Genomic DNA, 25974 nt, shown 5'->3' on the forward strand with positions numbered 1-25974 from the left:
TGGCGTCGGTGTTGGTGTTGGCGAGGTTGGCGTCGGTGTTGGTGTTGGCGAGGTTGGCGTCGGTGTTGGTGTTGGCGAGGTTGGCGTCGGTGTTGGTGTTGGCGTCGGTGTAATTGACGGTGTTGGTGTCGGTGTAATTGAAGGTGTTGGTGTTGGTGTGGGCGTTGGTGTTGGCGATGTTGGTGTGGGCGTTGGTGTTGGTGTTGGTGTTGGCGATGTTGGTGTGGGCGTTGGTGTTGGCGTGTCATTATCGGTAATGGCGACAGTGACAGGCCCGATCGCAATTCCGCTATATTTAACGTCGGTACTTGTTGCGGCGTGATTGATTGTGCCAGTGTGAGTACCTTCTACAACTGTGTCATCCGTCGCAATCACAGTTATAGTTTGGGCAATATTCCAATTAGTAGCGTCGAAGCTAATAGGGGCGATCGCACTTATTTGATTCCCCCCGTCAAAGCTGACTGTTACGGGCGCGGTTGGCTGCGAATTTAGCTGAAGTGTATAACTTCCCGTTGCACCGCCTTCTGCTGCTGTGGTACTGGCGGGATTAACGGTAACACCGACTGTATCGCTGTCGATGTTAGTAACGCTGACATCGGAGAGATTGAAATTGTTGTAATTGCTGTCTGTACTAACAGCCAAAGCAGTGACAATATTGTAAGCAATATCGCCGTCAGCGATATTGTCGCCAACACCTGTCACCGTTACCGTCTGCGCCTGATTCCAGTTATTAGGAGTGAAACTTAAGCTATTAGTAGAAACTGTTCCTTCTGCAGGATTGGAACTACTTAAAGCTATGGTAACAGGTGCCGTAGGTTGACTGTTGAGGACAACACTGAAATTAGCCGTACCTCCCGCTTCTGTTGTAGTTAATCCGGCTGTGGGATTAACGGTAATGCCGGGAGTTTCGTTGTCGCTATTCGTAACGCTGACATCTACAGGATTGAAATTGCTGTAACTGCTGTCTGTACTAACAGCCAAAGCAGTGACAATATTGTAAGTTTGATTGCCGTCAGCAATATTGTCGTCAACGCCAGTAATAGTTACAGTTTGCGGCGCACTCCAATTGGCGGGAGTGAATGTCAGCGAGGGTGTAGAAACTATTCCCTCGGTAACATTGGAACTGCTTAAGCCAACAGTCACGTTAGCAGTTGGTTGAGAGTTGAGTTGGACAGTAAATGTTGCTGTTCCTCCTGCTTCTGTTGTCGTTAATCCGCTATTGGGATTAACTAAAATTCCAGCAGTGTCGTCATTAGTAATAGTAGTTGTAGCAGTAGCAGTTGTAATTGTTGGAGTCGGGCCTGGTGCGATCGGATTTGATAAGGTGACAGTAATAGTTTCATCCGGTTCGATCGCACTGTCGCCCAAAACGTCCAAAGTAATCGTTTTCGATGTCTCGCCCGCAGCAAAATTAACCGTACCATTAACGTTAGTTGCTCCGGAAGTGCCGCCGATATTGTTGTAATCGCTGCCGTTTGTAGCAGTTCCGGCGATCGCATAATTGACGCTGCTGGCTGCACCGATACCGCCACTGCGAGTAACGGTAAAAGTAACGGATACAGTTCCCGTATTGCCTTCAGCTACCGCAGCCACAGCGGCGGCAATAGCATAAGAAATAGTGCCGTTACTGGGAATAGTTAGGGTCGCTTGATTTGTCGTACCTGCAATGCCACCTGCGATCGTACCCAAGTTGAGAATGACTGTTTCTGCATTCTCAGCGATATTGTCAGGTTTAATAGTGACTGCAATATTTTGTTCTGTACTTGTTCCGCCTGCGGGGAATGTAATTGAGGTAGGGGAAATGGTGTAGTCTGAATTTTGGGTAGCGGTGCTGTTGGGGTCGATGATAATTGGTACAATGACATCAGCAAAAGGAGTGCCGCCGCTGATAGTAACGGGGATATTAACGACTGTATCTGCATCCCCTTCAGTCCCGCTGAAAGTAGCTGCACCAAAATTGATTGTGTTCTGTGAATTTAAGAGAACTGAAACATTATTAGAACCTCTGTTAGCAACTGCGAGATCGAGTCTGTCGTCCGCATTAAAATTTGCGATCGCAATAGAACTCGGATTTGTTCCAACGCTAAAGTTGGTCGCACTGCTAAAACCGCCAGTTCCATTTCCCGCCAAAATTGAAACGTTATTAGAACCGCTGTTGCTAACCGCTAAATCTCGTCTGTTGTCGCCATTAAAATCGCCAATCTTAATCGCACTTGGGTTTAAACCAACATTAATATTGGTCGGAATTGCAAAACTGCCATTTCCTGTTCCAAATAAAATTGAGATGCTGTTAGAACCGCTGTTGGCGACTGCGATATCGAGAAAATTGTCGCCGTTCAAATCTCCAACTGCGATCGCACTCGGACTTTGACCGACATTAATATTAGTCGGATTGCCAAAACTACCTTGACCATTTGCCGATAATATGGTAATATTATTAGAATTTTGGTTGGCGACGGCGAGATCGAGAAAATTGTCGCCGTTCAAATCTCCCGCAGCGATCGCGCTGGGACTTTGCCCAACATTCACAGTAACAGGAGTGGAAAAACCGCCTTGTCCCGTTCCCAAATAAATGCCAACATTGCCTTCAGGTACAAAAGCATTGCCGCTGGATTGAGTAATGGCAATATCGAGTAAATCATCAGCATTAAAATTGCCGACAGCGATCGCGCTAGGATTTTCGAGGGCATCCAAAAAGCCCGGACTGTTAAAGTTGCCATTACCCGATCCTAAAAAGATATAAATGCTGTTAAATTCCGCACCTTGGGCGGAAGTTATCGCTAAGTCGGAAAAGTTATCGCCGTTAAAATTGCCAACTGCGATCGCGGTAGGCCGCAATACCGAAGTCAAATCAGTTCCAGCGTTAAATCCTCCTTGACCGTTTCCCAGTAAAATAGAAACCCTATTCGTGGTGGGGTTAGCAACAGCTAAATCTAAGATGCCATCGTTATTGAAATTGCCAGTCGCAACAAAGGATGGACTGGTTCCCGCATTAAAGTTACCACCAGAACTAAACGTATTGAGAACGTGGCCGTAAGCTGCGATCGCTTCTGGCACAAATGCAATGGCAGCTTTAATTGTCCCCGCTGTTACTGTTAATTTCCAATCGCCACCTTTTGCCGCACAACCTGTTAAATTATTAGAAGCGGCAACATTTGCTCCTGTTAGTTGACTCAGATTTTTGACAAATTCTTTACCTATATTTCCTTTGGCAACATTGCACCCGTAGAGCAAAATTTCGGCATTTGGTGTCAGCCCGCCCGCCCATTTCTTAACTATTTTGAAAAAATTGTCGGCGCTATCTATCAAATTTTGCCAACTCAATTCCACGTTCCCCAGTTGCAAACAACCGGGATTTCCGTGGGCAATAATGTGAATTACTGAAAATTTATTTCCCTGCAAAACTTCGGCAATTTGTTCGATGCCGTTGCGGTTAGTTTCTAATTTAATTACTTCGGTTTCAGGGATAATGCCGTCGATTAATGTTTGACAGTCGGGGACGGCAGAATCGATAAATGCGATCGCTTTTGAGGAAGGTTGAGTCATTGACTTTAGGGAAACAGCCGTTGGGGCGATCCCTAAGTCTGGGATGTTTAAGTCTGGAATGTTATCGTTATTACAGTTTTCGGCAGTGAAGGATTGGGGACTTGTGCCGGCCGGAAAGTTGGTACCGGTACTGAAAGTAGACATGATTAATTTACCTAGCTGATACTTCTGGTTTATCTGATGCCAGCAAGTCTACAAAAGCACCACCTCTGCTGTATTGTAAATACTTGCGGAAAACTTGCGAAAAATATAATTTTCTTGCGGAATTTATCCCTATTTGATGAAGAATTGTAACAGCGCCGACGGGCTAGGATTTTTATACGACAAAACTTACGCCTAAATACCAAAGAAACCGGGTTTTGTACCAAAATACACAGGTTTCCCGATCGGGAAAACAACCCGGTTTCTGAATCCCCGCAAGCCCTAGGCAAAAATACTTGGCAACTACAAACTGCTTTTAATGTGACTGAGGCTTGAGTTTTGTTAAAGCCGATCGCGATATTTCTTAGGAGTCACACCGACAATTTTGCAGAATGTCTTGCTAAAGTGACTTTGGTCGTGAAATCCCACTTGCTGGGAGATATATTTTATTGATAACTTCGGCTTTTTCAACAACTGTTTTGCTTTTTCAATTCGGCAGTGGGTCACGTACTGATGGGGGGTGAATCCAGTCGATTGTTTAAACATACGGCTGAAATGATAAGAACTAATGTTCACTAAATTAGCAAGTTCACTTAAGTGCAAATCTCGGTTTATGAATTCATTAATGTAGTGAATAACTAGCTGCAATTGGCCGGGATCAAGACCGCCTCCAACCTCTCGCCGGTTAGGTTTTTTCGCGCCATATCGGTGCAGTATGTGCAGTGAAAGCGCGTTTTTCAGTGCATCGACATAAAGAGTACCGTTTAATCCGCCTGATTCTAGTTCGGTTTTGAGAGCCCAGGCAATTCCGTGAACCAACGGATCGCGGGTTTGCCATTGCGGTATAATTTCAATGGAATTTGAATTGATCGATTCGCCAACTGTATTGTCGAAGTCGGTAGGTTCAAGAGCGATCGCCATAAATTCATAGTCTCCGGTTGCAACTGACTGGAAATAAGTACCAGCAGCAGCGATGAACATCTGCCCGCTTTGCCACGATTCGCTACCGCAGTTTTTCCCGTTCACTGTTCCTTTTAGTGTTGCTGAATTGAGCATCAAGCCAACCGTGTGCTGTTCGAGACAGTGTTCGGGACATTCGTTTGGTGGCTGACAGTGATATTCGACATGAATTCCTTGCCACTTTGCGCCGTGACTCGACAGGATTGCGGGGCGCGGGAGAATCACTTTCATCGCGTCTGTCTTGGCAAAATCAAGAATTAATGGTTTCTGTGGGGACATAGCTGGCACCGACTGGACGAGTTGCTATTTTGTAGTTGACAACTCCTCGCCGTTCTACGGCGAGGATTCTTCTAAACATCCGAGTGCCTTCGGGACTGACCGTCGGGAAACAAATCTGAGTTAAATCTGCAACAGCGTTCCCAGCGTACAAACCTAAAATACTTGACACTCCCCGCGCTTGCATCCACGGTGATTCTTAAGGCATTTCGGCCCTAATATCCTTGTTGCCAAGGTTCCCAAACTCACCACGTTTGCTCTTTGAGCGTGATGATATTTTTTGGGCGTTTAGGTGACAAACACCAAGTTTCGCGGAGTCCCCACGTACTATTTCCAAGGCTCGATCTCTGATGGTTTTTGCTGCACCAATATCAGCGTGTTCGTGATACCCACATTCAACACAGATGAATTTTTCACCCTCTCTATTGGATTTGTCAATGTGTCCACAACTTCTGCATTCAGTGCTGGAGTATTTGGGGCTAACTTTAATTACGACCTTGCCTTGCTTTGCAGCTAAATACTCGATCTTCAGAATCAAATTACCCCAACCCGCATCAGATATAGCACGGTTCAATCCTTTCTTTCTTGATTGTCCATTTTTAAGAAACCTCCCTGTTTTTTCATCAGTTTTTACTTTACATCGACGCATCATTCCAGTAATATTCAAATCTTCTAAAGCGATTGCGTCAATATTGCGAGACACAATTTTATTCGCAACTTTCCATTGGTGTGCTTGACGTTTGTTACTAATTATTTTATGAAAACGCCCTACTTTTTTAATTGCCTTGTGGCGGTTTTTACTTCCCTTAGCTTTGCGGCTAACCCGTCTCTGTCTGATTTTCAGAGTCCGCTTAGTTTTTTTAGCTGTGGAAAATTTAGGGTTTTCAATCTGATACCCGTCAGACAAATGAACCAATTTAGTAATTCCTAAATCGCATCCTATTATCTTGGTCACTTGTTCGAGAGGTCTAGCCCTGTATTCAGGAACGGATTTATCTTCTATCCTGAGAGAAATATGCCAACCATCTTGACGCTTTCTAACGGTGCAAGCCTTAATGCTAAACCCCTTGGGAATTGGACGCGAGTTATAAAATCGCATCCAACCTAATTTAGGAAGATAGATTTTATTTTCTTGTATTTTTACACCCATTACGCAGGTAAAAGATGTAAAATTACTTCGGTTTTTGAATTTAGGAAAGCCCCTACCTTCAAAGAAATTCTTGTAAGCAGTGTCTAGGCGTTTAACATTCTGCTGTAGAACTGTTGAGTCTACTCCACTGTACCAAGGTCTAGCATTTTTCAGTTGTGGTAGCGCTGTAATCTGAATGTCCGTCGCACTTCGACGGGGATTTTTAGTGTGGCCATCCTTATCAAATCTAGAATCTTTCCAAGGATTCCCAGTTGCACCGTTCTTGCTGACAAAACAAGTTAGCGGTGAAGCTTCGCCACGAGTTGTAATGTTGCAGTAACTACCTTGGATGAATTGTTGATTATATTGGACAATTCTGTCATTCAGACACCAGTTGTAGTGGCTTCTAAGCATATCTACCCAAGCTGACATTTTTGAGGCTTGGCTTTGATTGGGACGCAGCTTGTAAGCAAAGTTGGTCAACAATTGCAGTTCACCTCTTGTCTTTGTCTTGCGTTTAATCTACAGTAGGCGTAAACAAAAGTCAATGAATATGGCTAAATTTTCTCCTGATGAGTACAGACATGAGAGCAACGCCGTCTCTCTACTAAACTATCACTTGGTTTTCATTCCCAAAAAAAGAAAAAAGTGTTGACTGGTTCAATTGCTGAGCGACTGCAACAGATTATTTGCGATGTCTGCAATGAAAACCGATGGTGCATCATCACGATGAAGATTAGGCCGGATCACGTTCATCTGTTTATCAATGCTAAGCCAATAGATGACCGGGCTACAATTATCAGGAAGATTAAGGGAAGAGCGTCAATCGATTTTAGATTTTAGATTTTAGATTTTAGAGGCGACCCCACGGATAAATACGTTCGGCAAGTTTCATCTGATACAGGTTTTTTATTTCTGGACGGATGAATCACGTGGCGGGTATCCTGGATGCGGGAATTGTCACATCATTTGAGAAAGGAGTTTCCTGAACTCCTTAAATTGCCTACTTTGTGGACACCTACCTATTTTGTTTCGACTGCTGGGAATATTGGCACGGAAACCGTTAAACCCTACATTGAGGCACAAAGAGATTAGGCAGGATAAATCCTGCAAAACCCTTTCATCCCTGGACTAAAGTCACAGGGTTTTCAGGGTATGTTTTATAAAATGTAATACTTACTGGTATTTTACAGAAAAATCATGCACAGACGAGTTTCCCAGATTGCTATTGTACTTTGCCTCCAAGTCGTCCTAGTTCTAGGTGGGTGGGCGCAGCCTGCGGCGGCGCTGACTCCAGAACAGCAGCTATTGAGCGAAGCTTGGCGAATTGTCAATCGCTCTTATGTGGACGACAGCTTTAACTCTCAAAACTGGTGGTCGATTCGCCAAAAAGCTGTCAAGCAACCGCTTAACGACAGACAGCAGACTTACACGGCGATTCAGGGGATGCTGGCGAATCTCGATGACCCGTTCACTCGACTGCTGAAACCCGAACAGTACCGCAGCTTGCAGGTCAACACTTCGGGAGAATTGACCGGTGTGGGGCTGCAAATTGCGATCGACCCCCAGACAAATACCCTGACAGTGGTGGCTCCTTTGGCCGGCTCACCGGCGGATAAAGCTGGTATCCAACCCCTCGATCGCATTCTGAAAATTGATGGCACTCCCACCTCAGAATTGAGCCTAGACGAGGCTGCAACTCGAATGCGCGGCCGCATCGGCACTCCCGTTACCCTCACCTTGGGGCGCGAGGGAAGGGACGCTGCTGAGGACATTGAGCTAGTGCGCGATCGCATTGCTCTGAATCCGGTTTACGCGGAGTTGCAGTCGGGGTCAGAGAATTTGCCGGTGGGCTACATTCGCTTGAGTCAATTTAGCGCTAACGCTACTGAGGAAGTCGCTCATGCGATCGACCGCTTGGAAAAACAAGGAGCCGCCGCCTACATTCTCGATCTGCGGAACAATCCGGGCGGACTGTTGCAAGCAGGGATTGAAATTGCCCGCTTGTGGCTCGATTCCGGGACGATCGTCTACACGGTGAACAGACAAGGCATTCTCGGCAGTTTTGAAGCGTCTGGAGAAGCCCTAACTAACGATCCGCTGATTGTTTTGGTGAACAAGGGAACTGCCAGTGCTAGCGAAATTTTGGCGGGTGCGCTGCAAGATAACGGCAGAGCTCAACTGGTAGGAGAAAAGACTTTTGGCAAAGGGCTGATTCAGTCGCTGTTTGATTTGTCTGACGGTTCCGGGTTGGCTGTGACTGTTGCTAAGTACGAGACGCCTAACCATAAAGATATTAACAAGCTGGGGATTTCGCCCGATCGCGTAGTACCTTTGGAACCCATCGCGCGCGATCAAATTGGCACCGCAGCAGACTTGCAATATCAAGCTGCACTGCAACTACTGAAAGAAAAAACCGTGCTGGCAAAGTCAGTATAAGCCGGAGTTTGCAGTTTTGAGCTTGCAGCAGGTGACAATACGCAGGTCTGTCTGTCTCTGCGTTTGCTTCGCCACGACAGACAAGAATGATCTAAAAAATTTTTTACTTAGGAATGAGAATTAAATAACTTCCACTCTTGAAAGTGGGATGGGCGTCCCGCCCGTCCACTCATGACGGGCGGGACGCCCATCCCACAATAACAATTAAAATTGTAAGTTATTTAATTCGCGATCCTTAAAAGTGATATCACGTCCGACATATTCATCTGTAATTGTTCGCTGTGCGAACCAATGACATACAAGAATGATGCACATCGGACGTGATATCAAAACCCAAAACAGCCGTTCCCTTAAGGTTGGGGGGTTGATTCCTCGGCTTCGGGTACATTGGGTTCTTGCAAAATCACCGGACGCTGCTGCGGGTCAGCTTGGTTGCTTTGCTCTTGCATCACAGTTTTAGCAAGACTAGGGTCAAAGTAGCGGTTAAAATCCGATCGCGAGCGATCGACTCGCCCTTGGGTAAGATTGACTTCAGCTTGGATTTCGTGCAATTTTTCTTGCACCGCCCGGTAGTGAGGCCAAAGCTGAAGCAAAGCAGAAGTGGCACAGACTGAAAGTACCATGTTGACTGCCAACTTGACCCCTGTTTCGGCCGCGAGGGTTTGGTGAGGGTAGGAACGCTGGCGGCTGCTGCGACGAGGAGTAACCCGAGGGGATTTTTTTACGGGACGCAGTGGGGTAACGGGGGGTTGAATCGCTTGCATAATTTTTTTTCAAATACCTGAGACTGACGTTTTAGAGTTCAACAGAGCAAATTCTGAGCTTAACGCACACTCGCCGCTGTTTGTCAGGGTGCTGACAGCCAAAATTGTTGAGACAAAGGTGACGCCTGAAGACGGAATTTCCCCATAAAAATGCCTGCCCTTGCAGTCTCGTCTTGCTGAACACAAACAATCTACTGCACTGGGGCAGCAATTGTCTGTATCTGTAATGCGAGAGATTTAACTGCTCAGGCAGGCGTTTTGCGGTTCGCAACTGTTGTCTGGAAACTATTTGTACAGTTCAGTTGACAGCCGGAAAGCCAAGATTCCGGGAATCAAAGCAATTACGAGCGCTACGTAGACTTGGGTATCTGTTAAAGACATATTCGCAAAACTCCTTTTCGCGGGGACGAGCTTTCACCAATTTGAGACAAATTGGCGCTTTTGGGAATCATTTGTTACAACTTGCAACACAAATGGTGCGTCCGGGGAGGAGTGGGGCAGTAGCGCAGTGGCGCAGTGGCGGAGTTTTTGAGTGTCGGAGGGGGAGAATTTTGGTGTTGGATAATTGCGGGATGATTTTGATTGTTTTGTGGGATGGGCCCATGAGCCCGAAGGCGTGTATTTTCGCAGCAGGCGGAACGCCTAACCCACAAGAAGCCTCCTCAAGTTGTGCAACGCCAGAATTTTTCCTTGTTTCCTGGGACTGCTTCCTTCGGAGGTTGTTGGGACGATCGCCTCCCACAGAATTACCGCGTTAGGTTAAGATTTAAGTGAAGGTGAAACTAATGTTAGACAGAGCGGGTAATTTGCGCTGCGCTCGACCCTTGCCAATCTTAGGTGCACAAAATAGTTAATGATAGATCAATTTCTCGACGCTACACCCAATTTTGGAGTTGACGGCTTTTTCTTATTGTTGGTTTTGGTGGCTTTGGAGGCTGTACTTTCGGCTGACAACGCGATCGCCCTGGCCTCTATTTCTAAAGGTTTAGAAGATGCCAAGGATCAGCAAAAAGCTCTCAACTTGGGTTTGATAATTGCTTTTGTACTGCGGATCGCCCTAATTTTAACTGCTACTTGGGTGATCCAATACTGGCAGTTTGAACTGCTTGGTGCTCTCTACCTGCTGTGGCTTGTTTTCCAACATTTTACTTCAGAGACAGACTCCGAAGGAGAACATCACGGGCCCAGATTTGCGACTGTGTGGCAAGCAATTCCCATGATTGCTTTTACGGATTTAGCGTTTTCTTTGGATAGCGTGACTACTGCGATCGCTGTTTCTGACGACACTTTTATCGTCGTAACAGGCGCTACTATTGGAATTATTGCCCTGCGATTCATGGCAGGGTTGTTCATCCGCTGGCTGGATGAGTTCGTTCACCTAGAAAGTGCTGGTTACATTACAGTTGGGTTCGTGGGAATGCGATTGTTGGTGAAAGTAATTAATCCCGATTTAGTTCCGCCGCAATGGCTGCTAGTTTCCAGTATCGTCTTGATGTTTGTCTGGGGATTTTCTAAGCGTACTCCTGAGCCAGTCGAGATTGCAAAATCTCTAGAAATGGCTCTGAATCAGCCGGATTCAGAAGTTGCTGTGCCAGAATCGCAAGGAAAAAAGTCCGAAATTTAAGATACTTTCATTTGAATAAAATTAGCTTAAATCTGTCAAACCAACCAGATTGAAGGCTGGTCAAAACGTGCAAAAGCTTTTCATCCCGGTGACTTTAGTCCGGGGATGAAAGGCTTTTATTTTGTAATATTGTTTCCTTCAGTAGCCGATCGAACTTATGGGAGTAAAATGGGGCCTATGGGAAGGCAGTTATCAAAATCAGACTCAGCAATGGTTAGAGTGGTGGGATAGCTAGGGGAATTCGTTGCTGACGGGGTTGGTGGCATATTGGCGATCGATCCGGATCTGATTTGATCCTTGGTGGTGGCTGTATTTTTTTAGGATAGGAAAAGAGGGCGATCGGTGGGAAGGAGTTGCGGGCGATCGCATTTCACCTGTCTGGAAAAAATGTAACCTTCCTGTTGAGTGGCTGCCAGAAAAATTCGCGATGCACCAGAAATCTGAGTCAATCCACTCCCACAGGGATGTGATACGTCAGTCACCTACAAGTTCATTAGGAATCAATACAGGATTACGGCTCTTCCGAATTCTCTCCGAGCCGCCAAGACTAAGATTTTGTTCCGCTTTAATAACCCTAAGCTGCGCCATTTTATGATGATATCGTCGAAACTTATCCTTTAACTCTTGATCAATCATAGTTGTTTGAAACTGGGCATCCTGGGACATTAACAACATTTCAGGTTTTATTTCAATATCATTAGCGCCAATAAAAGTGTTCACAAGAACCTGAAATGTCAAGGGCTTTTTATGGTCAAGATGGCTCTCATAAATAGCTACTTTATCACCAGTAATATCGCATTCAACTCTTCCATCCTGATCGGCAAACTTTTCAAAGAATATTTTTTTAGTTAGCCGAAGATCATCTTGAACAGCGGCACGGCAGGCTTCTAAAAAATCTTGATAAAGAGACTTTCCTTTAGCAGAAATCGCTGTGCGATAAGAAAAATCTGTTTTAGATCCATCTGTTCTTTCTATCCAAAAGCAACTTGTCGGCATATCGGTTCTATATTTGTACAAACGTTTTATACCACATCCAATCTTTTTATCTGCTTCAGGATGGCGCTCCAGAAGAGCTAGTAACATATCGCGATCATCACCTGCTATGCTTTGACCATTTCGATAGCGCTCCAACATATTTCTGAAGTGTTCAATAGCATCTTTCTGGAATTTGAACTCTATTCCATTGAGAACAATTGGTTGCCTTGCCATTTAAACTCCCTACCAGTTTTATATGACGTATAACTTAAATTGTATCGCAGATGTGTTACCCTATATCATAATAAGCGATATCTGCAAGACATAGGAGTTCAAAAAGTCCCTGCTTATCTTTCCTAACCTCAATTCTCGAATGTCGAATGTCTAGACGCGATAATTTACACTTCTCTCTACGTCGCACCCTCGAAAAAGACGGGTGGACAATTACGGACGATCCTTTAGTCTTAGTGTTAGAACAGACACTTTTGAAAGCCGACTTAGGAGCAGAAAAGTTTTTTACTGCGGAAAAAGAAGGGCAGAAAATCGCTGTTGAAATCAAAGACTTCGATTCAGCCTCAGTCATCAGCGAACTGGAAAAAACGATGGGACAGCTTCAGCTTTACCAATGGGCATTGGAAGGCCAAGAACCGGAGCGTCAGTTGTTTTTAGCTGTGAGCCAAGCCATCTACATTAAACACTTTCAAAAACCGATTTTTCAGTTAGCCGTCCAGCGAAATAAAATCAACTTATTAGTTTACGAACCAAGTCAAGAGGTGATTCTCCAATGGATAACTCACTAAGCTATGCAGACATCCTCAAAAAAACCCTGCAAGAAGCAACTCGCACCCAACCCCGTTTACAAGCGATCCAGCTTTACCCCGTCTGTGATGTCGATTCGGGTCAGTTTCTGATTCTGGCTACAGGCTGGGATAAACAGCGCTGGATTGACACGATTCTGTTTCATGCTCGTTTAGTCGATAATCAAGTTGTAATTGAAGAGGATAACTTCGAGGAAGGTCTAAGCCAAGCGCTGATTGCAGCGGGTATAAAAGCAGAGGATATCGTGACTAGCCCCTTCCCTGACAACAGCGATAGACAGAAAACCTATCAGGCAGTATAAGGAAGAAGGAAGAGGGGGAAACTCCGAGATGGGAAGAGGGAGAGGATTTTTCCCCTACTAGCAATTAGCCATTAGCTATGGCTTAGGCTTACCGACAAAGAAAGCTAAGGGAGAATTATCACCACAAGATAACCGAACTTTAGAACCAATGGGAAAAACATTCCCTGTGGTTGTGAGTGCATATAACTTTTCGCCAGAAGGTGTTTTTAAACAATAACGATTTTCTCTGCCTAAAAACTGACGATCGCAAACCACAACAGGCGAATCTTCATCTAAGTATAAACTCCAGTCTTCCTGCCGGATCATCAATTCTCCTTGAGTAGAAACATCACAGGGAACTTGTGAACATGAATCTCGTTTAACAGCAAAACAACCTACTTCTGTTTCCCAAAAATCCTGCTTCAGCGATGCAGACACAAAATTAGCTTGCGTCACAAACTCAGCCACAAATCTAGATGCTGGTTCTTGATAAACTTCCTCTGGAGTGCCAAACTGTTCTAATTGGCCTTGACGCATCACCGCTACCCAATCTGAAATCGAAAGTGCTTCTTCGCGATCGTGGGTGACAAATACACCAGAGGTTCCCGTTGCTTTGAGAATCTCGCGGACTTCCTGACGCAATCTTAACCGTACTTGTACATCTAAATTACTCAACGGTTCATCTAGTAAAATAATCGCAGGTCTAGGGGCTAAAGCACGGGCCAGGGCCACTCGCTGTTGCTGACCCCCCGATAATTCATGGGGATAACGATTTTCCAATCCTTCTAATCCCACCAGCGCTAATGCTTCGGTGACACCTTTCTGAATATTATGCTTTGACTCTTTTCCTTGATGTGTCAAGCCAAAAGCTACATTTTTCGCGACTGTCAAATGGGGGAAGAGTGCATAGTCTTGAAACACCATACCAATGTCTCGCTGTTCCGGCGCGACTGACATATTAACACTGGCTACAGTTTTCCCTGCTAGGGCGATCGTCCCTGCTTGTAGCTGTTCAAAACCCGCAATTAACCGCAGCAACGTTGTTTTCCCACAACCCGATGGCCCCAACAACCCCAGTATGTCTCCCTGATGTAAGGTCAGGGTGACAGATGCCACCGCAGGTGATGCAGCTTGGGCATACTGTTTTGTTACACCATCCAAATGCAGAATTATCGGTCGAGCCATTATTGCTATAAATAATCAACAACTTACTATTCTACAATATACCAGTTTAGTGAGATTAATTATCATAAAGGCTTGACAAATGTTTACAACTACTGATAAACTAGCAGGCTAGACTTTTTACTAGCGATGAAAAATTCCCAAAAATCACTACAGCAAACAGGAATCAGGACAATCCAATGGCGATCGACCTTACGCGGTTTATCGGCGAGTGGGTGGACAGTTGCAATTATCGCTTTAGCATTGCCGATCGCCATACCAGTGATCAGTGTCTTATCCAGTATCTTTTTTGAAGCTAAAGATACATGGCAACATTTAACCGATACAGTTTTAACCCGTTATATCATCAACTCTTTTTGGTTAATGATCGGTGTAGGCTTGGGTGTTGTCGTGATTGGCGTAGGATGTGCGTGGCTAGTAACAATGTGTCGCTTTCGGGCCAGTCGCGTATTTGAATGGGCATTACTGTTACCCTTAGCTGCCCCAGCTTATGTCCTAGCTTATATTTATACAGACTTTTTAGAATTTTCCGGCCCAGTTCAAACTGCTTTGCGTTCTATTTTTGGCTGGAGTTATGGAGACTATTGGTTTCCTAACGTGCGATCGCTCCCTGGAGCCATCTTAATGCTAATCTTAGTTTTATATCCCTACGTCTACCTATTAACACGAGTTGCATTTTTGGAGCAATCAACTTGTACCCTAGAAGCTAGTAGAATACTGGGCTGTAGCCCTTGGCGGAGTTTTATGACAGTTGCCTTACCAATGGCAAGACCCGCAATTGTAGCAGGTTTAGCACTGGCTTTGATGGAAACTCTCAACGATTATGGTACTGTTCAGTATTTTGGAGTGGATACATTCACCACAGGTATTTATCGGACTTGGTTTGGCATGGGAGAACGAATTGCAGCCAATCAATTAGCGGCGATGCTATTATTATTTGTTCTGGGTTTAATATTACTAGAACGCTGGTCGCGGAGTCGGACTAAATATTATCAAGCTAGCAGCCGCTATCGCCAACTACAAACTTATCAACTTAAAGGAATTAGGGAAATCTTAGCGGTAACTGCTTGTTTGATGCCGCTGTTTTTGGGTTTTTTATTGCCAGGATGTCTTTTAGTAAAGTTGACCTTAGCTAATTGGCAACTCACCTTAGATGAACGCTTTTGGATATTTGCCCGTCATAGTTTAATTTTGGCAACACTGACAGCAATTTTAGCCGTAGTTATTGCCTTGATTATGGCTTATGGGTTACGGTTATATCCTAATTTAGGAGTGCAGTTAGGCACTAGAGTTGCGGCAATGGGCTATGCTGTACCTGGATCTGTGATTGCAGTTGGGATTATGGTTCCCATTGGAAAAATGGACAATCTATTTGATAGTTGGATGCGTGAAAACTTTGGAATTTCTACAGGCTTGTTGTTAAGTGGTACGATCGCAGCTTTGGTATTTGCTTATATAGTTCGCTTCCTTGCTGTTTCTTTAAATGCGGTGGAGTCAAGTTTGGGCAAAATCAAGCCTAATTTAGATGATGCGGCGAGAAGTTTGGGTTATAGCCCGATGCAAACTTTAGTTACAGTTCATACACCAATGATGACGGGAGGTTTACTAACTGCCATGATGTTAGTATTCGTTGATGTAATGAAAGAGTTACCTGCTACTATAATTATTAGACCTTTTAACTTTGATACCTTGGCTGTGCGAACTTATCAACTTGCCTCAGATGAGCGATTGGCTGAAGCTTCTGGCCCAGCATTGGCAATTGTTTTAGTGGGGATGTTACCGGTTATTTTATTAAGTTGGAAAATTGCGCGATCGCGCAAGTCTTCAACACAATAACCGCCAAATCTCTTCCCTGCTTGCACAGGTGATTGATTCTTTTAAAGCTATAGTCCGACAGGGGTTGAAACCCCAGTCTCATAGCTAAAGTCCGACAGGGGTTGAAACCCCTGTCTCATAGCGAAAGTCGTCTGAAGACGACTATACAGCTAGGATTTCAGTCGGTTTCAACCGACTTTAGCTATAAGAGGGGGAATTTATTCCCTGGCGGGTTTCAGGAGAATGTATCAACCCTTCTTCCATCTTCTTTTTACCTTTACAAATCAAGATGATTAATAAAAACTTAGCAATGTTTCACCGCACTACTGGCACAATCTCCTTCTTACTACTTACTGTTTTTGTCACCTTTGGATGTCAAAAACAGGCGGCGGGTCCCCTCGAAACATTACAAAAAACTAAGCAATGTCCAGGATGTGACCTGACTGATACCAAATTAAGTGACATTGATTTAACAAGCGCTAATCTCAATGGTGCTAAGTTGGAAGGTGCTATGCTAGAAAATGTCAAACTTAATGAAGCCTTACTCGATAGCGTCAATCTCAAAGGTGCAAATTTAAAAGGTGCTTCTCTGGAAAAAGCAGGTTTATTTTCTGCCGATCTCACAAATGCTGATTTGAGTAATGCAAATCTCAAGGGGGCTTTTTTGCGAGGTGCAAAACTAAATAATGCCAATCTTAGTAATGCCGATTTAAGTGAAACTGACTTAAATAGTGCTGATTTGACTGGGGCTAACCTCAAAGGGGCAAACCTGAAAGGCGCTATCATGCCGGATGGTAAAATTAAAAATTAAAGTTGATGGGATTCGGCGGTTGAAACCGCCGAATCACAAAGAGTAGCTTCTTGTTCAAAAAGCCTCTATTTCCATCCGGCGCGATCGGCAACCTTTAAAGCTTCGGGGTTATTTTTCCCAAACACATCAGGGTTGAGAGGGTCAGATTTGAATGTACCAAAACTTGCCACTACAGGATCGATCGCCACACCTGAAATCACAGGGTATTCGTTATTACTCCTAGCAAAAAGCTGTTGTGCTTCGCGGCTGGCTAGGTGTTCCAAGAATTTGATCGCGCCTGCTTTGTTACGGGAGGTTTTGACTACACCGCCACCACTAATGTTGACGTGGGTACCGCGATCGCGTTGGTTGGGGAAAAATACACCTACTTTCGCCGCGATCGCTTTTTCTGCTGGATCTTTCGATTTCATTAAGCGAGCTACATAATAGGTATTAACAATGGCAAGATCGCCTACCCCATCAGCAACAGCCTTGATTTGTGCCGTATCATTTCCCTCTGGAGGACGCGCAAAATTAGCCACCAATCCTCGCGCCCAAGCTTCTGTTTTTTGAGCTCCATGAGCTGCTAACATAGCGCCAACCAGAGACTGATTATAGATATTAGTGGACGATCGCACTAAAACTTTGCCTTTCCACCGAGGTTCTGTCAGCGCCTCATAGGTTGACAATTGGGCAGGGTTCACCTTGCTTTTGTTGTAAACAATCACCCGTGCCCGGCGCGATAGACCAAACCAGAAACCTTGAGGATCTCGCAAACTTGCTGGAATTGCCGATGTCAGGACTGTTGAAGAAACAGGTTGCAGAATACCTGCTTGTTTTGCCCGCCACAAACGCCCACCATCCACCGTGATGAAAACATCAGCGGGGCTATTTGCGCCTTCACTTCTGATCCGTTCAATTAGTTGGTCAGCATCCGCCTCAACGAGGTTAACCTTGATCCCAGTTTTTTTGGTGAAGCTTTGGTACAACTCATTATCAGTATCGTAGTGACGTGCTGAATAAAGGTTGAGAGTGCCGGTTTGGGCTGCGACAGGGGCTTTTTTGGTTAGTTCCCCCACGGCCACGACAGCCATTGCTGTACCGCTGGCAAGAAAAATACGCCGAGAAATGCTCATTGTTCTATAATGATAGATTTTTTCATCTGGTAATTGACACGATGGTCTATCTACAGCCATCTATAGTCATTGCTTTACTATATTAATGCAAGTAATTCTTATTTGATGATCGAGAGCGTAACTATTTTATGGCTGACGCACTGCTGGTCAATCGATTTTAGATTTTAGATTTTAGATTTTAGAGGCGACCCCACGGATAAATGCTCTTTCTTGAGGATTTTCGATTTGAGATTGGGGATTGATTCCACGGATAAATCACGTGGCGGGTACCACATGAAGAAATTCGTGGTCAGAAATCCGGTCTCGACTTCGCTCAACCGGCAGTTTTTTTCCGAAAAGACTTGGTTATAAGCTGTCGGGCATCTTGCGTTGTATTTTTCGGGCGGGCGGGACGCTAGGGCCCCTACTCCCCACAACAATTTCATCTGAGATGTTGCACCATTCTCAATAAGCCTTTTATGAACAGGCTGGACGGCCTGTGAAGCGAGAAAACTCATTCTTTGTGGAACGGGCCCCAGAGCCCGTTCTTGACAATGGTGCAGCATCTGAGATCCTAAGCTGTCAGGCATTTAAATTGCATATTCAGGGCGGGCTAGACGGCCCACCCCACAAGACTTAGATTGTTTGTTGACATTCTATTTAAATGCTGAACAGCTTACGGATTATTTGTGTCTAATTAGCTCGTAAATTTCCACATAGTCTTTAGCTGGATATTTCCACGAATTGTCACAATTCATGCCTTGAAGCATGAGTTTTTCAAATTCATCATGATAGTCATACCACAATCCGATCGCCCGATCGAGCGCCGACTCCAAAGCGTAGTAGTCAGTTTGGTAAAATACGTAACCGTTGCGTTCTTCCGGTAGGTGGCGGGTGTCGTAATCTCGATCGAACACAGTATTCACCAAACCGCCAACTCCCCGCACCACAGGAACAGTGCCGTACCTCAACCCAATCATCTGAGTCAGCCCGCAGGGTTCGTAATTACTGGGAACCACAATCATATCCCCACCCGCGTAAATTAAGTGCGACAGTTCCTCATTAAAACCTAGTTCTAAATGGCAGTCTGGATTATCATTTAAAAACTGTCTTTCGTGCTGGAAATGATCGTTAATTCCCGCTTCCGTCGCGGAACCCAAAAGCACGAATTGCGCCCCCTTACTCAGAGAGTAATAAATTGCATGGTGGACGAGATGGACACCTTTTTGGTCGTCCAAACGACCGATAAAGGTAATAATAGGCTTGTCAGCATCGCGCAATAACAGCCGATCGCGCAAAGCTTTTTTAGTTTTGGCTTTTCCTGCCAAATCCTCCTGATTGTAGTGGTGCGGAATATAGCGATCGGTCTCAGGATTCCACACATCGTAATCAATGCCGTTGAGCACCCCGCGAAACTTCTCTTGATATAAATGCAATGTGTGCCCCAAACCGTAGCCACACTCGCCCATATGAGCTTCCCAAGCATGGTGGGGCGAAACCGTGGTGACAAAGTTCGAGTAAACAATGCCGCCTTTCATAAAGTTGATAGCAAAAGGGTTAAAGTTATCTCGGAGGCGATCGTAATCAAAATAATAATCCGGTCTGTGCAAACCCGTTGCTTCCAAAATATCGCCACCTCCCATGCCTTGATGTTTGAAATTGTGAATGGTATAGCAGACTCGCTGATATTCCATCCAATTGTATTTGTAAATTTCAAACAGCAAGACTGGAACCAAACCAGTTTGCCAATCGTGACAGTGAATCACATCGGGACGCTTGTTGCTTCTGAGCAAAAATTCCAACGCGGCTTTGCTGAAAAATGCAAACCGCATATTGTCGTCATTGCACCCGTAATAACAGCCGCGATTAAAAAAGTTATCTTGAGAGCGAGGTTCGATGAAAAAACACAACTGCCCGTGCACCCAGCCGCACAAGACATCACAGAGGATTTCGCCGCCGTACCAGGGCACAGCCAAATCCCGGTAGGCCTCGTGAAGTCCCCAAATGTGGTCGTACCTCATGCAGTCGTACTTCGGTAGAATAATCTCGACGCAGTGGCCGGAATTCTGCAACTCCCGACTCAAGCCGTAAACTACGTCGCCCAAACCCCCTGCTTTGATAACGGGGGCGCACTCCGAGGCAATTTGTACAATGTACATTTTTTTTCTCGCTCCTGGATGAATCAAAAAAATATTTTCTTAACATGACAAAGTATATGGTTTCTCGCCAAATAAGCAAGTAGGCCATTGGGAATACAGGGCGATCGGGCTCCCAGAAGCCGAATTTGCGGCGGTTGCGATCGGCGATATCGTTTCGGCATGGCTGCAACTCGATCGCAAATTCCGCAAAACATAACTCATCTTCTCGCATTTGTCAACTCAATCTTTTGAGTCAAATCGCCATTTGTCTCGTCTAGTTCCGAATAGCGATCGAATAACTCACTCAAAGCTTCTTCTCCAACAATTTCTCCATTACTGACAAACTTCTCTACCTCCACCGAACCATCACTCAAAAATTCTATTTCCCACCGTTCCCCAGGTACAGCTACAATTACCATCAGAGCTTCATCGCGATGATGCGCTAAACTGTAATCGATAGCCTGTTTTTGCAATTTTTGCAAAAATAATATTACTTGGTCAAATCCATTATTTTTCATCTATCAAATCTCCCATCGCTCAACAATTTGCGAACCATCTTAAAGCCGGGTATATTTTATTCAGCACCTCTTTCTATTTGCTCCCATATCATTTCGCTAAATTCTTCCCAACTTGGCGAATTTGCCGGAAGCTGTGCTTGTTTTATACTACCTTTTTTACCTTTGAGAATCTCAGACACTTTCATGCCTGCAAATTTGTGTGCGATCTTTCTTCCTCCTTATCTTACATAAATCCCACTCATCATTCTCATACCGATCGAAAAAAATGCAACAACTCAACCCAAACCCATAGCATCATTTTCACATATTAATAATTTACCTTTCCCCTGATAATACCAAACATAACCCTCTCCACCGCCTTTGCCAAAATGACCTAATTTTCGATAATCTTCTTCAATCCCCTGAGTAAATCCTTTCACCAAATCGCAATCAGCTATCAAAGTTTCACCTTGTTTGAGTTCGACAACCTTAGCCGGTGAATTTGTAGCAGCTACAACTATAGCTTTTTGCTCGCGCAAAGCTGTAACAGCAATTCTCCACCTACCGTCAATCGATTTTAGATTTTAGATTTTAGATTTTAGATTAAAGAATTGAAGCATTGACTTGCGCGAGATAAATTCGGCGGGCAAGTTTCATCGGATACAGGTTTTTTATTTCTGGACGGATGAATCACGTGGCGGGTATCCTGGATGCTTTCGGTCAATTTTCCAATACACCAATGCAGCGCACCTTTTTGAATTATTACTCCCGAATTATTCAAATTAATTTCCGCTTGCTGAACCAACGGAATATTCTTAGTGGGATGATAAAACTTGTTCGTTTCTGGATTGATATTATTTTGGATGTACCACAAATCCGTCGGTTCCAAAACCTTGATTTCGTATTTCATAATTTACCTCGCCTATTTACCTGAAATGTGTTAAACATTTTACCCAAGATAAGGAGCTGCCACGCTCCCGGACTTATCTTGTGAAATTTATCTTTGGCAGACATCCTCTGCTACTGTTAAAGTATCTAGCTATCTTAGCAATAGCAGACAGCGCCCCTCCACAATTGTTGAGAAAAATTTATGCCTGCGATCGCACAATCTCCCAATGTACCCATTTTACAAGAAATCAACTCAGGATTACCCAACATTTGCGGCTCCGAAGCAGAAATCAGTGCCGCAGCCAATAGCAACGAACCAATCTTTCTACCTACCACAAATCTGCGCCTGGAAAATATTCAAGCCGGATTCGCCTGCGCCCTGCATATGCACCAACCGACAATTCCTGCCGGTGCAAACGGCGAACTAATCTGCAATCTCCAGCATATGTTTGAACATCCCAACCAAGGAGACAATCACAACGCCGGAGTCTTTGCTTGGTGCTATTCTCGCATGGGAGAATTCATTCCCCAACTAATTGCTGAAGGTTGCAACCCGCGAATTATGCTCGACTATTCGGGCAACTTATTGTGGGGATTGCGCCAAATGGGACGCGACGATATCTTTGATAATCTCAAGCGGATTACCTGCGATCCTCAATATCAACCTCACGTAGAATGGCTGGGGACAATGTGGAGTCACGCCGTCATTCCCTCAACTCCAATCCCCGATATCAAGCTCCAAATTCAAGCATGGCAACATCATTTTGCGGCAATTTTTGGCATTGATGCTCTGAAGCGCGTCAAAGGTTTTTCGCCCCCAGAAATGCACTTTCCAAATCACCCTGATACACTTTACGAATACATCAAAGCTTTGAAAGAATGCGGCTATCGCTGGCTGATGGTGCAAGAACATTCTGTAGAAAATCCAGACGGTTCGGGATTGTCGCAAGACCAAAAATATATTCCCAACCGTTTGGTTGCACGCAATTCTCACGGCGAAAAAATCAGCATCACGGCTTTGATTAAAACTCAAGGTTCGGATACGAAATTGGTCGGTCAAATGCAGCCTTATTACGAAGCAAAAGGACGCAATAAACAGCAAATTGGCAATGTCACAGTTCCTTCTTTAGTCACTCAGATTGCTGACGGAGAAAATGGCGGCGTGATGATGAATGAATTTCCCAGCGCTTTTGTCAAAGCTTGGCACGAAAACCGCGAACAAGGGGGGGGAAAATCCGGTGTTGTTGGTTTAAACGGCACTGAATATTTGGAGATAATTGAAGCGGCGGGTGTTAATCCTGATGATTATCCGATTTGTCAAGGGGTTAACCAGCACAAAATCTGGCACCTAGTCGATGCTGATAGTGCAACGCCGGAAAAAGTGGAAAGTGCGATCGCCCAACTCAAGCAAACCGACCATAATTTTCACATGGATGGTGCTTCTTGGACAAACGATTTGAGTTGGGTGAAAGGCTACGAAAATGTCTTGGAACCGATGAATCTACTCAGCGCTGCATTTCACAAAAAATACGATCCGCTGGTGCAGCAAGATGCCACCGTTACTAAGCAGTTTGAATACCAGCAAGCTTTGCTTTACAATTTGTTGGTGCAAACAAGCTGTTTCCGCTATTGGGGACAGGGAACTTGGACTGATTACGCCCGCGAACTTTACAACCGCGGCGCTGCTTTAATGAAGTAGGAGAATTTATTGTAAGGTGCGTCAGAAACAAATTGTTCGATCGGTATCAAATATCGGCGCTGACGCACCCTACGCCTGTTGGCAAAGTCCGAAAAATTACCAATTAGTAATTACCAATTACCAACTCCTACATTTCCTGCATCAGCCGCAAGTAATTCTGCCGCATCTGCGTCATATTTTCCATCATTCTATTAGCCATATCTTTCTCAACATCGCTCATTTGCTGCCAAAATAAGGCAGATCGCCTCGCCATAATTGCTTCTTCCCATAGCATCTCCAAAAGTTGCGCCGCCATTGGGTTTTCAGCATCGATAATCCCACACAATTGCTGGAATGCCCGGTTGGCTTCACTGTGACTACCAACATCCTGAGCCAGCGTCAGGCATTTTTTGAGTTGGACGATCGGGTTTTCAGAAGAGTAAGCCATAATTTCACGAAGATAAGCTACAAAATTTACGCTGATACCTTTGACATTACTAGAGTTGTGACACAGCCGTACAGTTCCCTAAATACCAGCGCCAAGGCAAATCCATGCCTTGAGAAATCCCGATCCGCGTAGTTTGGACAAAATTTATTGTACCCTCCTCCACAGCTTGCTGAAATTGCTCGCTCCGGTGTTCCAATCGCAGCGGTTGGCCTGCACCCAAGGGAAAACCGCTTAAAGTTCGATCGATCAGCAGTACCTTACACAGTTTCCCAGGCCCGGCGGCGAGGCGCGATCGCTTCTTCTCAGGAATTGCAGCGAATTCTTGGGGAACCACATCTACCTGCAAAGCTCGAATCAGCACACCACTAGCAACTCCCTCTGCATCCGTCACCACGTTAAAACAGTGATACATCCCGTAAATTAGGTAAATGTAGCTCATACCCGGAGGCCCGAACATCACCTCATTGCGAGGAGTGCGTTGTCGGTAAGCGTGACAAGCGGGATCTCCGGGCCCGTAAGCTTCGGTTTCGACAATCATTCCCCGAATCGTCTCGCCGTCAGGAAACTGCCGCACCAGCGAGCATCCCAGTAAATCTGGCGCTACGCTGGTAGATGGCCGCGCCAGCCAAAAAGATTCTACAATCTGAGTATTTGCACTCACTCAACAACAGCAGGTAAATTATGGACGTTAAGTTAGTTTTAGCAGTCTTGACAGCAGTTTTCACCGTTTGTTGTCTGTTCTTTGGCACAAAAAACGGATTCTACGATACTGACAAGTATCACGGTAACGGTTCTGCTCACTAATTTTAGGCGATTGTTAGTTGCTTAAAAAAACCGCCGCCTGTCAGTCAGTCGGCGGTTTTTTTTATGAACCACAGAGGCCACAGAGGACACAGAGAAAGAGAAACAGAGAGCGGAAAGAATGAAAAGAAGTTGACAAGTAATGACACACCAGATTGTTTTATGGGCTGCCATTAAGGGTGAATTTTGCCATCTGGCATTTGATTTTCTTGCAAGCTAGGATTCTCGAATTCGGCCCATCCCGGCAAATTTAAGCGAACTGTCGCTCGCCGCACTGTTTGGTTTGCAGCAATTCCTTGAGTTGCTTTTGTTGGTTATAAAAAATTAGATTTTTTGCCACAATAAATACAACTGCGATCGACAATCCAGCAGTAAATAAATTATTTATTTTCCTAAATATCCGAAAAGCTTCGCGGGCTTTGTCTCGCTGTTAAGAGATTTCTACAATAGTGCGATCGACCTCTCCACAATTCCCACAAAAAAATACAGGCATCTCCCACAAGCAGTCTGGCGAAATTAAACACCGCCTAACTTATAAATCCCGCCTCCTTTCCCTCGCTAGTGCTGCTTTGAGCTTGGCACTCGCCCCCCTCCGTCTGCTTCACTTTGCTTTGAGCAGTCCATAAACGGAATTTATTTTTACCCGAAGGCGCGCATTTGCATATACCTCCAGACTGAAATAAAAGAAACTTTATTTATATCCCTGGAATGAGTAAATCATCAAGAGATTTGAGGATGATTAATCTAGAAACGCAATACCGTACCTGCGCTGTTGATAAATTCTCAGCAACTACTTTTTTGGTCAAAATTGCTTTGAGAAATTAATTTACTCTAAAAACAGTTGGCAGCAGCTCAGGTTCCTTAACCTCGCCAGAACACACCCTACCTATAATCCCGACAATTCGGAGCGGCAATGAACACAATCAAACCCGAACCCAAAAGATCGCGCTTCATGGCTCTGCTGCTGACAACGCTGCTGACCTTTCCCTTTGTGAGTGCTTGCGGTTCTGACGAGCGAACTTACGCTCCCCCGCCTCCTGTTGACAACACTCGCGCTGGAGGAGTGCAAACTAATCGCGCCCCCACTCCTTCCCCACAAGCGAAAAAAGGACTGAGCAATGCTCAAAAAGTAGGGATTACTTTAGCAGGAGCCGCCGCCCTTTACTACATCTACAATCAGTACAAAAATAAACAAGAAAAGGGGCCGCAGGGAAAACATTACCTTTCCAAAAACGGTCGCGTTTACTACCGCGATGCCCAGAATCGCGCGGTCTGGGTAACGCCCCCGCCGGGAGGAATTACAGTTCCGGAGTCCGAGGCAGTGCGTTACCGCGAATTCCAGGGGTACAACAACCAAAATACTGGTCGAGACCTTACTAGCTTGCCTGAAGCTACAAGTCCTGTTCCGGCACAGTAGTCTAAGCATTTGAGATTTTAGATTGCAGGTTCCCTGACTTTCAATTAAATGTGGGATTCCCAATCTAAAACAGTCGTTTTTCAACACCTAAAAAAAGAGGAACTTTATCATGGTAGACGGATTTTTGCGGAAGTTAAAAGATGCGATCGTTGGGCCAGACAGCGAGCAATTCGATCCTGACGGCAATTACCAAGATGCCTCAAATCCCGGACAGTACGGCAACGTGACTCCAGCTAGCCAAGACCCCTACGG

The 25974-nt window shown here is 45.0% G+C and carries 26 protein-coding genes and 1 pseudogene; 10 read left to right on the top strand and 17 right to left on the bottom strand.

Annotated elements, in window-relative coordinates; translation table 11 throughout:
* From QT973_RS17130 to QT973_RS17145, 4 genes are all read right to left on the bottom strand, one after another.
* On the bottom strand, positions 1-3690 hold a 3690-nt coding region (locus QT973_RS17130; protein ID WP_333391781.1), incomplete at its 3' end, for a DUF4347 domain-containing protein.
* Between the two features lie 339 nt (positions 3691-4029).
* The gene (locus QT973_RS17135; protein ID WP_333051788.1) at positions 4030-4926 is read right to left on the bottom strand and encodes an AraC family transcriptional regulator; all 897 of its coding nucleotides are present in this window, start codon (positions 4924-4926) and stop codon (positions 4030-4032) included.
* Positions 4898-5110 (bottom strand): hypothetical protein, encoded by a 213-nt coding sequence (locus QT973_RS17140; protein WP_333051786.1) that lies wholly within the window; start codon positions 5108-5110, stop codon positions 4898-4900. The genes QT973_RS17135 and QT973_RS17140 overlap by 29 nt, the downstream gene beginning before the upstream one ends.
* A gap of 12 nt (positions 5111-5122) precedes the next feature.
* The gene (locus QT973_RS17145; RefSeq protein ID WP_333231243.1) at positions 5123-6538 is read right to left on the bottom strand and encodes a transposase; all 1416 of its coding nucleotides are present in this window, start codon (positions 6536-6538) and stop codon (positions 5123-5125) included.
* Positions 6539-6688: 150 nt separating this feature from the next.
* On the opposite strand from QT973_RS17145, the pseudogene QT973_RS17150 reads away from it, so the two are divergent.
* Together QT973_RS17150 and ctpA are read left to right on the top strand one after the other, a co-directional pair.
* Positions 6689-7147: pseudogene (locus tag QT973_RS17150) on the top strand (transposase); the annotation flags it as partial.
* 105 nt (positions 7148-7252) lie between these two features.
* Positions 7253-8491 carry a carboxyl-terminal processing protease CtpA gene (gene ctpA / locus QT973_RS17155; RefSeq protein WP_333209850.1) on the top strand — a complete coding sequence of 413 codons (1239 nt, stop codon included), beginning with the start codon at positions 7253-7255 and terminating at the stop codon, positions 8489-8491.
* Positions 8492-8841: 350 nt separating this feature from the next.
* Here ctpA and QT973_RS17160 read toward each other — a convergent pair whose 3' ends face one another.
* Positions 8842-9255 (bottom strand): slr1601 family putative cell division protein, encoded by a 414-nt coding sequence (locus QT973_RS17160; RefSeq protein WP_333051777.1) that lies wholly within the window; start codon positions 9253-9255, stop codon positions 8842-8844.
* 285 nt (positions 9256-9540) lie between these two features.
* Entirely contained in the window at positions 9541-9636 is a 96-nt protein-coding gene (psaM, locus tag QT973_RS17165) for a photosystem I reaction center subunit XII (RefSeq protein ID WP_015174804.1), read from the bottom strand.
* A gap of 472 nt (positions 9637-10108) precedes the next feature.
* Here psaM and QT973_RS17170 point away from each other — a divergent pair, with 472 nt between their 5' ends.
* On the top strand, positions 10109-10879 hold the full coding sequence (locus tag QT973_RS17170; RefSeq protein ID WP_333051774.1) for a DUF475 domain-containing protein: 771 nt from the start codon (positions 10109-10111) through the stop codon (positions 10877-10879).
* A gap of 317 nt (positions 10880-11196) precedes the next feature.
* On the opposite strand, the gene QT973_RS17180 is transcribed toward QT973_RS17170, so the two are convergent.
* Both QT973_RS17180 and QT973_RS17185 read right to left on the bottom strand, forming a co-directional pair.
* Positions 11197-11361, bottom strand: coding sequence for a hypothetical protein (locus QT973_RS17180; protein WP_333051772.1), 165 nt, complete (start codon positions 11359-11361; stop codon positions 11197-11199).
* Positions 11354-12088: a DCL family protein gene (locus QT973_RS17185; RefSeq protein WP_333051769.1), complete on the bottom strand. Its 735-nt coding sequence runs from the start codon at positions 12086-12088 to the stop codon at positions 11354-11356. The genes QT973_RS17180 and QT973_RS17185 overlap by 8 nt, the downstream gene beginning before the upstream one ends.
* A 146-nt stretch (positions 12089-12234) precedes the next feature.
* On the opposite strand from QT973_RS17185, the gene QT973_RS17190 reads away from it, so the two are divergent.
* Positions 12235-12654, top strand: coding sequence for a XisH family protein (locus QT973_RS17190; RefSeq protein ID WP_333051766.1), 420 nt, complete (start codon positions 12235-12237; stop codon positions 12652-12654).
* Positions 12639-12974 (top strand): element excision factor XisI family protein, encoded by a 336-nt coding sequence (locus QT973_RS17195; RefSeq protein WP_333051764.1) that lies wholly within the window; start codon positions 12639-12641, stop codon positions 12972-12974. Before QT973_RS17190 ends, QT973_RS17195 begins: the two co-directional genes overlap by 16 nt.
* A 75-nt stretch (positions 12975-13049) precedes the next feature.
* Here QT973_RS17195 and QT973_RS17200 read toward each other — a convergent pair whose 3' ends face one another.
* Complete coding sequence (locus QT973_RS17200; RefSeq protein WP_333051761.1) at positions 13050-14138, bottom strand: ABC transporter ATP-binding protein; 1089 nt, start codon at positions 14136-14138, stop codon at positions 13050-13052.
* 126 nt (positions 14139-14264) lie between these two features.
* On the opposite strand from QT973_RS17200, the gene QT973_RS17205 reads away from it, so the two are divergent.
* Both QT973_RS17205 and QT973_RS17210 read left to right on the top strand, forming a co-directional pair.
* Positions 14265-15971 carry an iron ABC transporter permease gene (locus tag QT973_RS17205; RefSeq protein WP_333261244.1) on the top strand — a complete coding sequence of 569 codons (1707 nt, stop codon included), beginning with the start codon at positions 14265-14267 and terminating at the stop codon, positions 15969-15971.
* A 268-nt stretch (positions 15972-16239) separates the two neighbouring features.
* On the top strand, positions 16240-16761 hold the full coding sequence (locus QT973_RS17210; RefSeq protein ID WP_333209856.1) for a pentapeptide repeat-containing protein: 522 nt from the start codon (positions 16240-16242) through the stop codon (positions 16759-16761).
* A 65-nt stretch (positions 16762-16826) separates the two neighbouring features.
* On the opposite strand, the gene QT973_RS17215 is transcribed toward QT973_RS17210, so the two are convergent.
* The 6 genes from QT973_RS17215 to QT973_RS17240 form a co-directional block, all read right to left on the bottom strand.
* The gene (locus tag QT973_RS17215; RefSeq protein WP_333051751.1) at positions 16827-17876 is read right to left on the bottom strand and encodes a Fe(3+) ABC transporter substrate-binding protein; all 1050 of its coding nucleotides are present in this window, start codon (positions 17874-17876) and stop codon (positions 16827-16829) included.
* Between the two features lie 662 nt (positions 17877-18538).
* The gene (glgA, locus tag QT973_RS17220) at positions 18539-20014 is read right to left on the bottom strand and encodes a glycogen synthase GlgA (RefSeq protein WP_333051749.1); all 1476 of its coding nucleotides are present in this window, start codon (positions 20012-20014) and stop codon (positions 18539-18541) included.
* Positions 20015-20211: 197 nt separating this feature from the next.
* Entirely contained in the window at positions 20212-20511 is a 300-nt protein-coding gene (locus tag QT973_RS17225) for a hypothetical protein (protein WP_333051746.1), read from the bottom strand.
* A gap of 56 nt (positions 20512-20567) precedes the next feature.
* Complete coding sequence (locus QT973_RS17230) at positions 20568-20696, bottom strand: hypothetical protein (protein WP_333051744.1); 129 nt, start codon at positions 20694-20696, stop codon at positions 20568-20570.
* A 90-nt stretch (positions 20697-20786) separates the two neighbouring features.
* Entirely contained in the window at positions 20787-21029 is a 243-nt protein-coding gene (locus QT973_RS17235; RefSeq protein ID WP_333051742.1) for a hypothetical protein, read from the bottom strand.
* Between the two features lie 59 nt (positions 21030-21088).
* Positions 21089-21400: a hypothetical protein gene (locus QT973_RS17240; protein WP_333051740.1), complete on the bottom strand. Its 312-nt coding sequence runs from the start codon at positions 21398-21400 to the stop codon at positions 21089-21091.
* A gap of 180 nt (positions 21401-21580) precedes the next feature.
* Here QT973_RS17240 and QT973_RS17245 point away from each other — a divergent pair, with 180 nt between their 5' ends.
* A complete protein-coding gene (locus tag QT973_RS17245; protein WP_333051738.1) occupies positions 21581-23077 on the top strand; it encodes a glycosyl hydrolase family 57 in 1497 nt (498 codons plus the stop codon).
* Positions 23078-23204: 127 nt separating this feature from the next.
* Here QT973_RS17245 and QT973_RS17250 read toward each other — a convergent pair whose 3' ends face one another.
* Together QT973_RS17250 and QT973_RS17255 are read right to left on the bottom strand one after the other, a co-directional pair.
* Positions 23205-23504, bottom strand: coding sequence for a hypothetical protein (locus tag QT973_RS17250; protein WP_333051735.1), 300 nt, complete (start codon positions 23502-23504; stop codon positions 23205-23207).
* Positions 23505-23553: 49 nt separating this feature from the next.
* Entirely contained in the window at positions 23554-24165 is a 612-nt protein-coding gene (locus QT973_RS17255) for a DNA-3-methyladenine glycosylase (protein WP_333051732.1), read from the bottom strand.
* 20 nt (positions 24166-24185) lie between these two features.
* Between QT973_RS17255 and QT973_RS17260 the strand changes: the two genes are divergently transcribed.
* Both QT973_RS17260 and QT973_RS17265 read left to right on the top strand, forming a co-directional pair.
* Positions 24186-24308 (top strand): hypothetical protein, encoded by a 123-nt coding sequence (locus QT973_RS17260; RefSeq protein ID WP_006633228.1) that lies wholly within the window; start codon positions 24186-24188, stop codon positions 24306-24308.
* A gap of 910 nt (positions 24309-25218) precedes the next feature.
* Positions 25219-25722, top strand: a complete 504-nt coding sequence (locus tag QT973_RS17265; RefSeq protein WP_333051730.1) for a hypothetical protein — start codon at positions 25219-25221, stop codon at positions 25720-25722.
* Positions 25723-25974 lie beyond the last annotated feature (252 nt).

This window comes from Microcoleus sp. Z1_A1, assembly GCF_036700305.1.
GTDB lineage: Bacteria > Cyanobacteriota > Cyanobacteriia > Cyanobacteriales > Microcoleaceae > Microcoleus.

Excerpts from the sequence above, each read along its gene's own strand:
- QT973_RS17135 (WP_333051788.1), bottom strand. The coding sequence starts at position 4,926 with ATGTCCCCACAGAAACCATTAATTCTTGATTTTGCCAAGACAGACGCG.
- QT973_RS17140 (WP_333051786.1), bottom strand. The coding sequence starts at position 5,110 with ATGCAAGCGCGGGGAGTGTCAAGTATTTTAGGTTTGTACGCTGGGAAC.
- ctpA (WP_333209850.1), top strand. The coding sequence starts at position 7,253 with ATGCACAGACGAGTTTCCCAGATTGCTATTGTACTTTGCCTCCAAGTC.
- QT973_RS17160 (WP_333051777.1), bottom strand. The coding sequence starts at position 9,255 with ATGCAAGCGATTCAACCCCCCGTTACCCCACTGCGTCCCGTAAAAAAA.
- psaM (WP_015174804.1), bottom strand. The coding sequence starts at position 9,636 with ATGTCTTTAACAGATACCCAAGTCTACGTAGCGCTCGTAATTGCTTTG.
- QT973_RS17170 (WP_333051774.1), top strand. The coding sequence starts at position 10,109 with ATGATAGATCAATTTCTCGACGCTACACCCAATTTTGGAGTTGACGGC.
- QT973_RS17185 (WP_333051769.1), bottom strand. The coding sequence starts at position 12,088 with ATGGCAAGGCAACCAATTGTTCTCAATGGAATAGAGTTCAAATTCCAG.
- QT973_RS17190 (WP_333051766.1), top strand. The coding sequence starts at position 12,235 with ATGTCTAGACGCGATAATTTACACTTCTCTCTACGTCGCACCCTCGAA.
- QT973_RS17195 (WP_333051764.1), top strand. The coding sequence starts at position 12,639 with ATGGATAACTCACTAAGCTATGCAGACATCCTCAAAAAAACCCTGCAA.
- QT973_RS17200 (WP_333051761.1), bottom strand. The coding sequence starts at position 14,138 with ATGGCTCGACCGATAATTCTGCATTTGGATGGTGTAACAAAACAGTAT.
- QT973_RS17205 (WP_333261244.1), top strand. The coding sequence starts at position 14,265 with ATGAAAAATTCCCAAAAATCACTACAGCAAACAGGAATCAGGACAATC.
- QT973_RS17210 (WP_333209856.1), top strand. The coding sequence starts at position 16,240 with ATGATTAATAAAAACTTAGCAATGTTTCACCGCACTACTGGCACAATC.
- QT973_RS17215 (WP_333051751.1), bottom strand. The coding sequence starts at position 17,876 with ATGAGCATTTCTCGGCGTATTTTTCTTGCCAGCGGTACAGCAATGGCT.
- glgA (WP_333051749.1), bottom strand. The coding sequence starts at position 20,014 with ATGTACATTGTACAAATTGCCTCGGAGTGCGCCCCCGTTATCAAAGCA.
- QT973_RS17225 (WP_333051746.1), bottom strand. The coding sequence starts at position 20,511 with ATGAAAAATAATGGATTTGACCAAGTAATATTATTTTTGCAAAAATTG.
- QT973_RS17230 (WP_333051744.1), bottom strand. The coding sequence starts at position 20,696 with ATGAAAGTGTCTGAGATTCTCAAAGGTAAAAAAGGTAGTATAAAACAA.
- QT973_RS17240 (WP_333051740.1), bottom strand. The coding sequence starts at position 21,400 with ATGAAATACGAAATCAAGGTTTTGGAACCGACGGATTTGTGGTACATC.
- QT973_RS17245 (WP_333051738.1), top strand. The coding sequence starts at position 21,581 with ATGCCTGCGATCGCACAATCTCCCAATGTACCCATTTTACAAGAAATC.
- QT973_RS17250 (WP_333051735.1), bottom strand. The coding sequence starts at position 23,504 with ATGGCTTACTCTTCTGAAAACCCGATCGTCCAACTCAAAAAATGCCTG.
- QT973_RS17260 (WP_006633228.1), top strand. The coding sequence starts at position 24,186 with ATGGACGTTAAGTTAGTTTTAGCAGTCTTGACAGCAGTTTTCACCGTT.
- QT973_RS17265 (WP_333051730.1), top strand. The coding sequence starts at position 25,219 with ATGAACACAATCAAACCCGAACCCAAAAGATCGCGCTTCATGGCTCTG.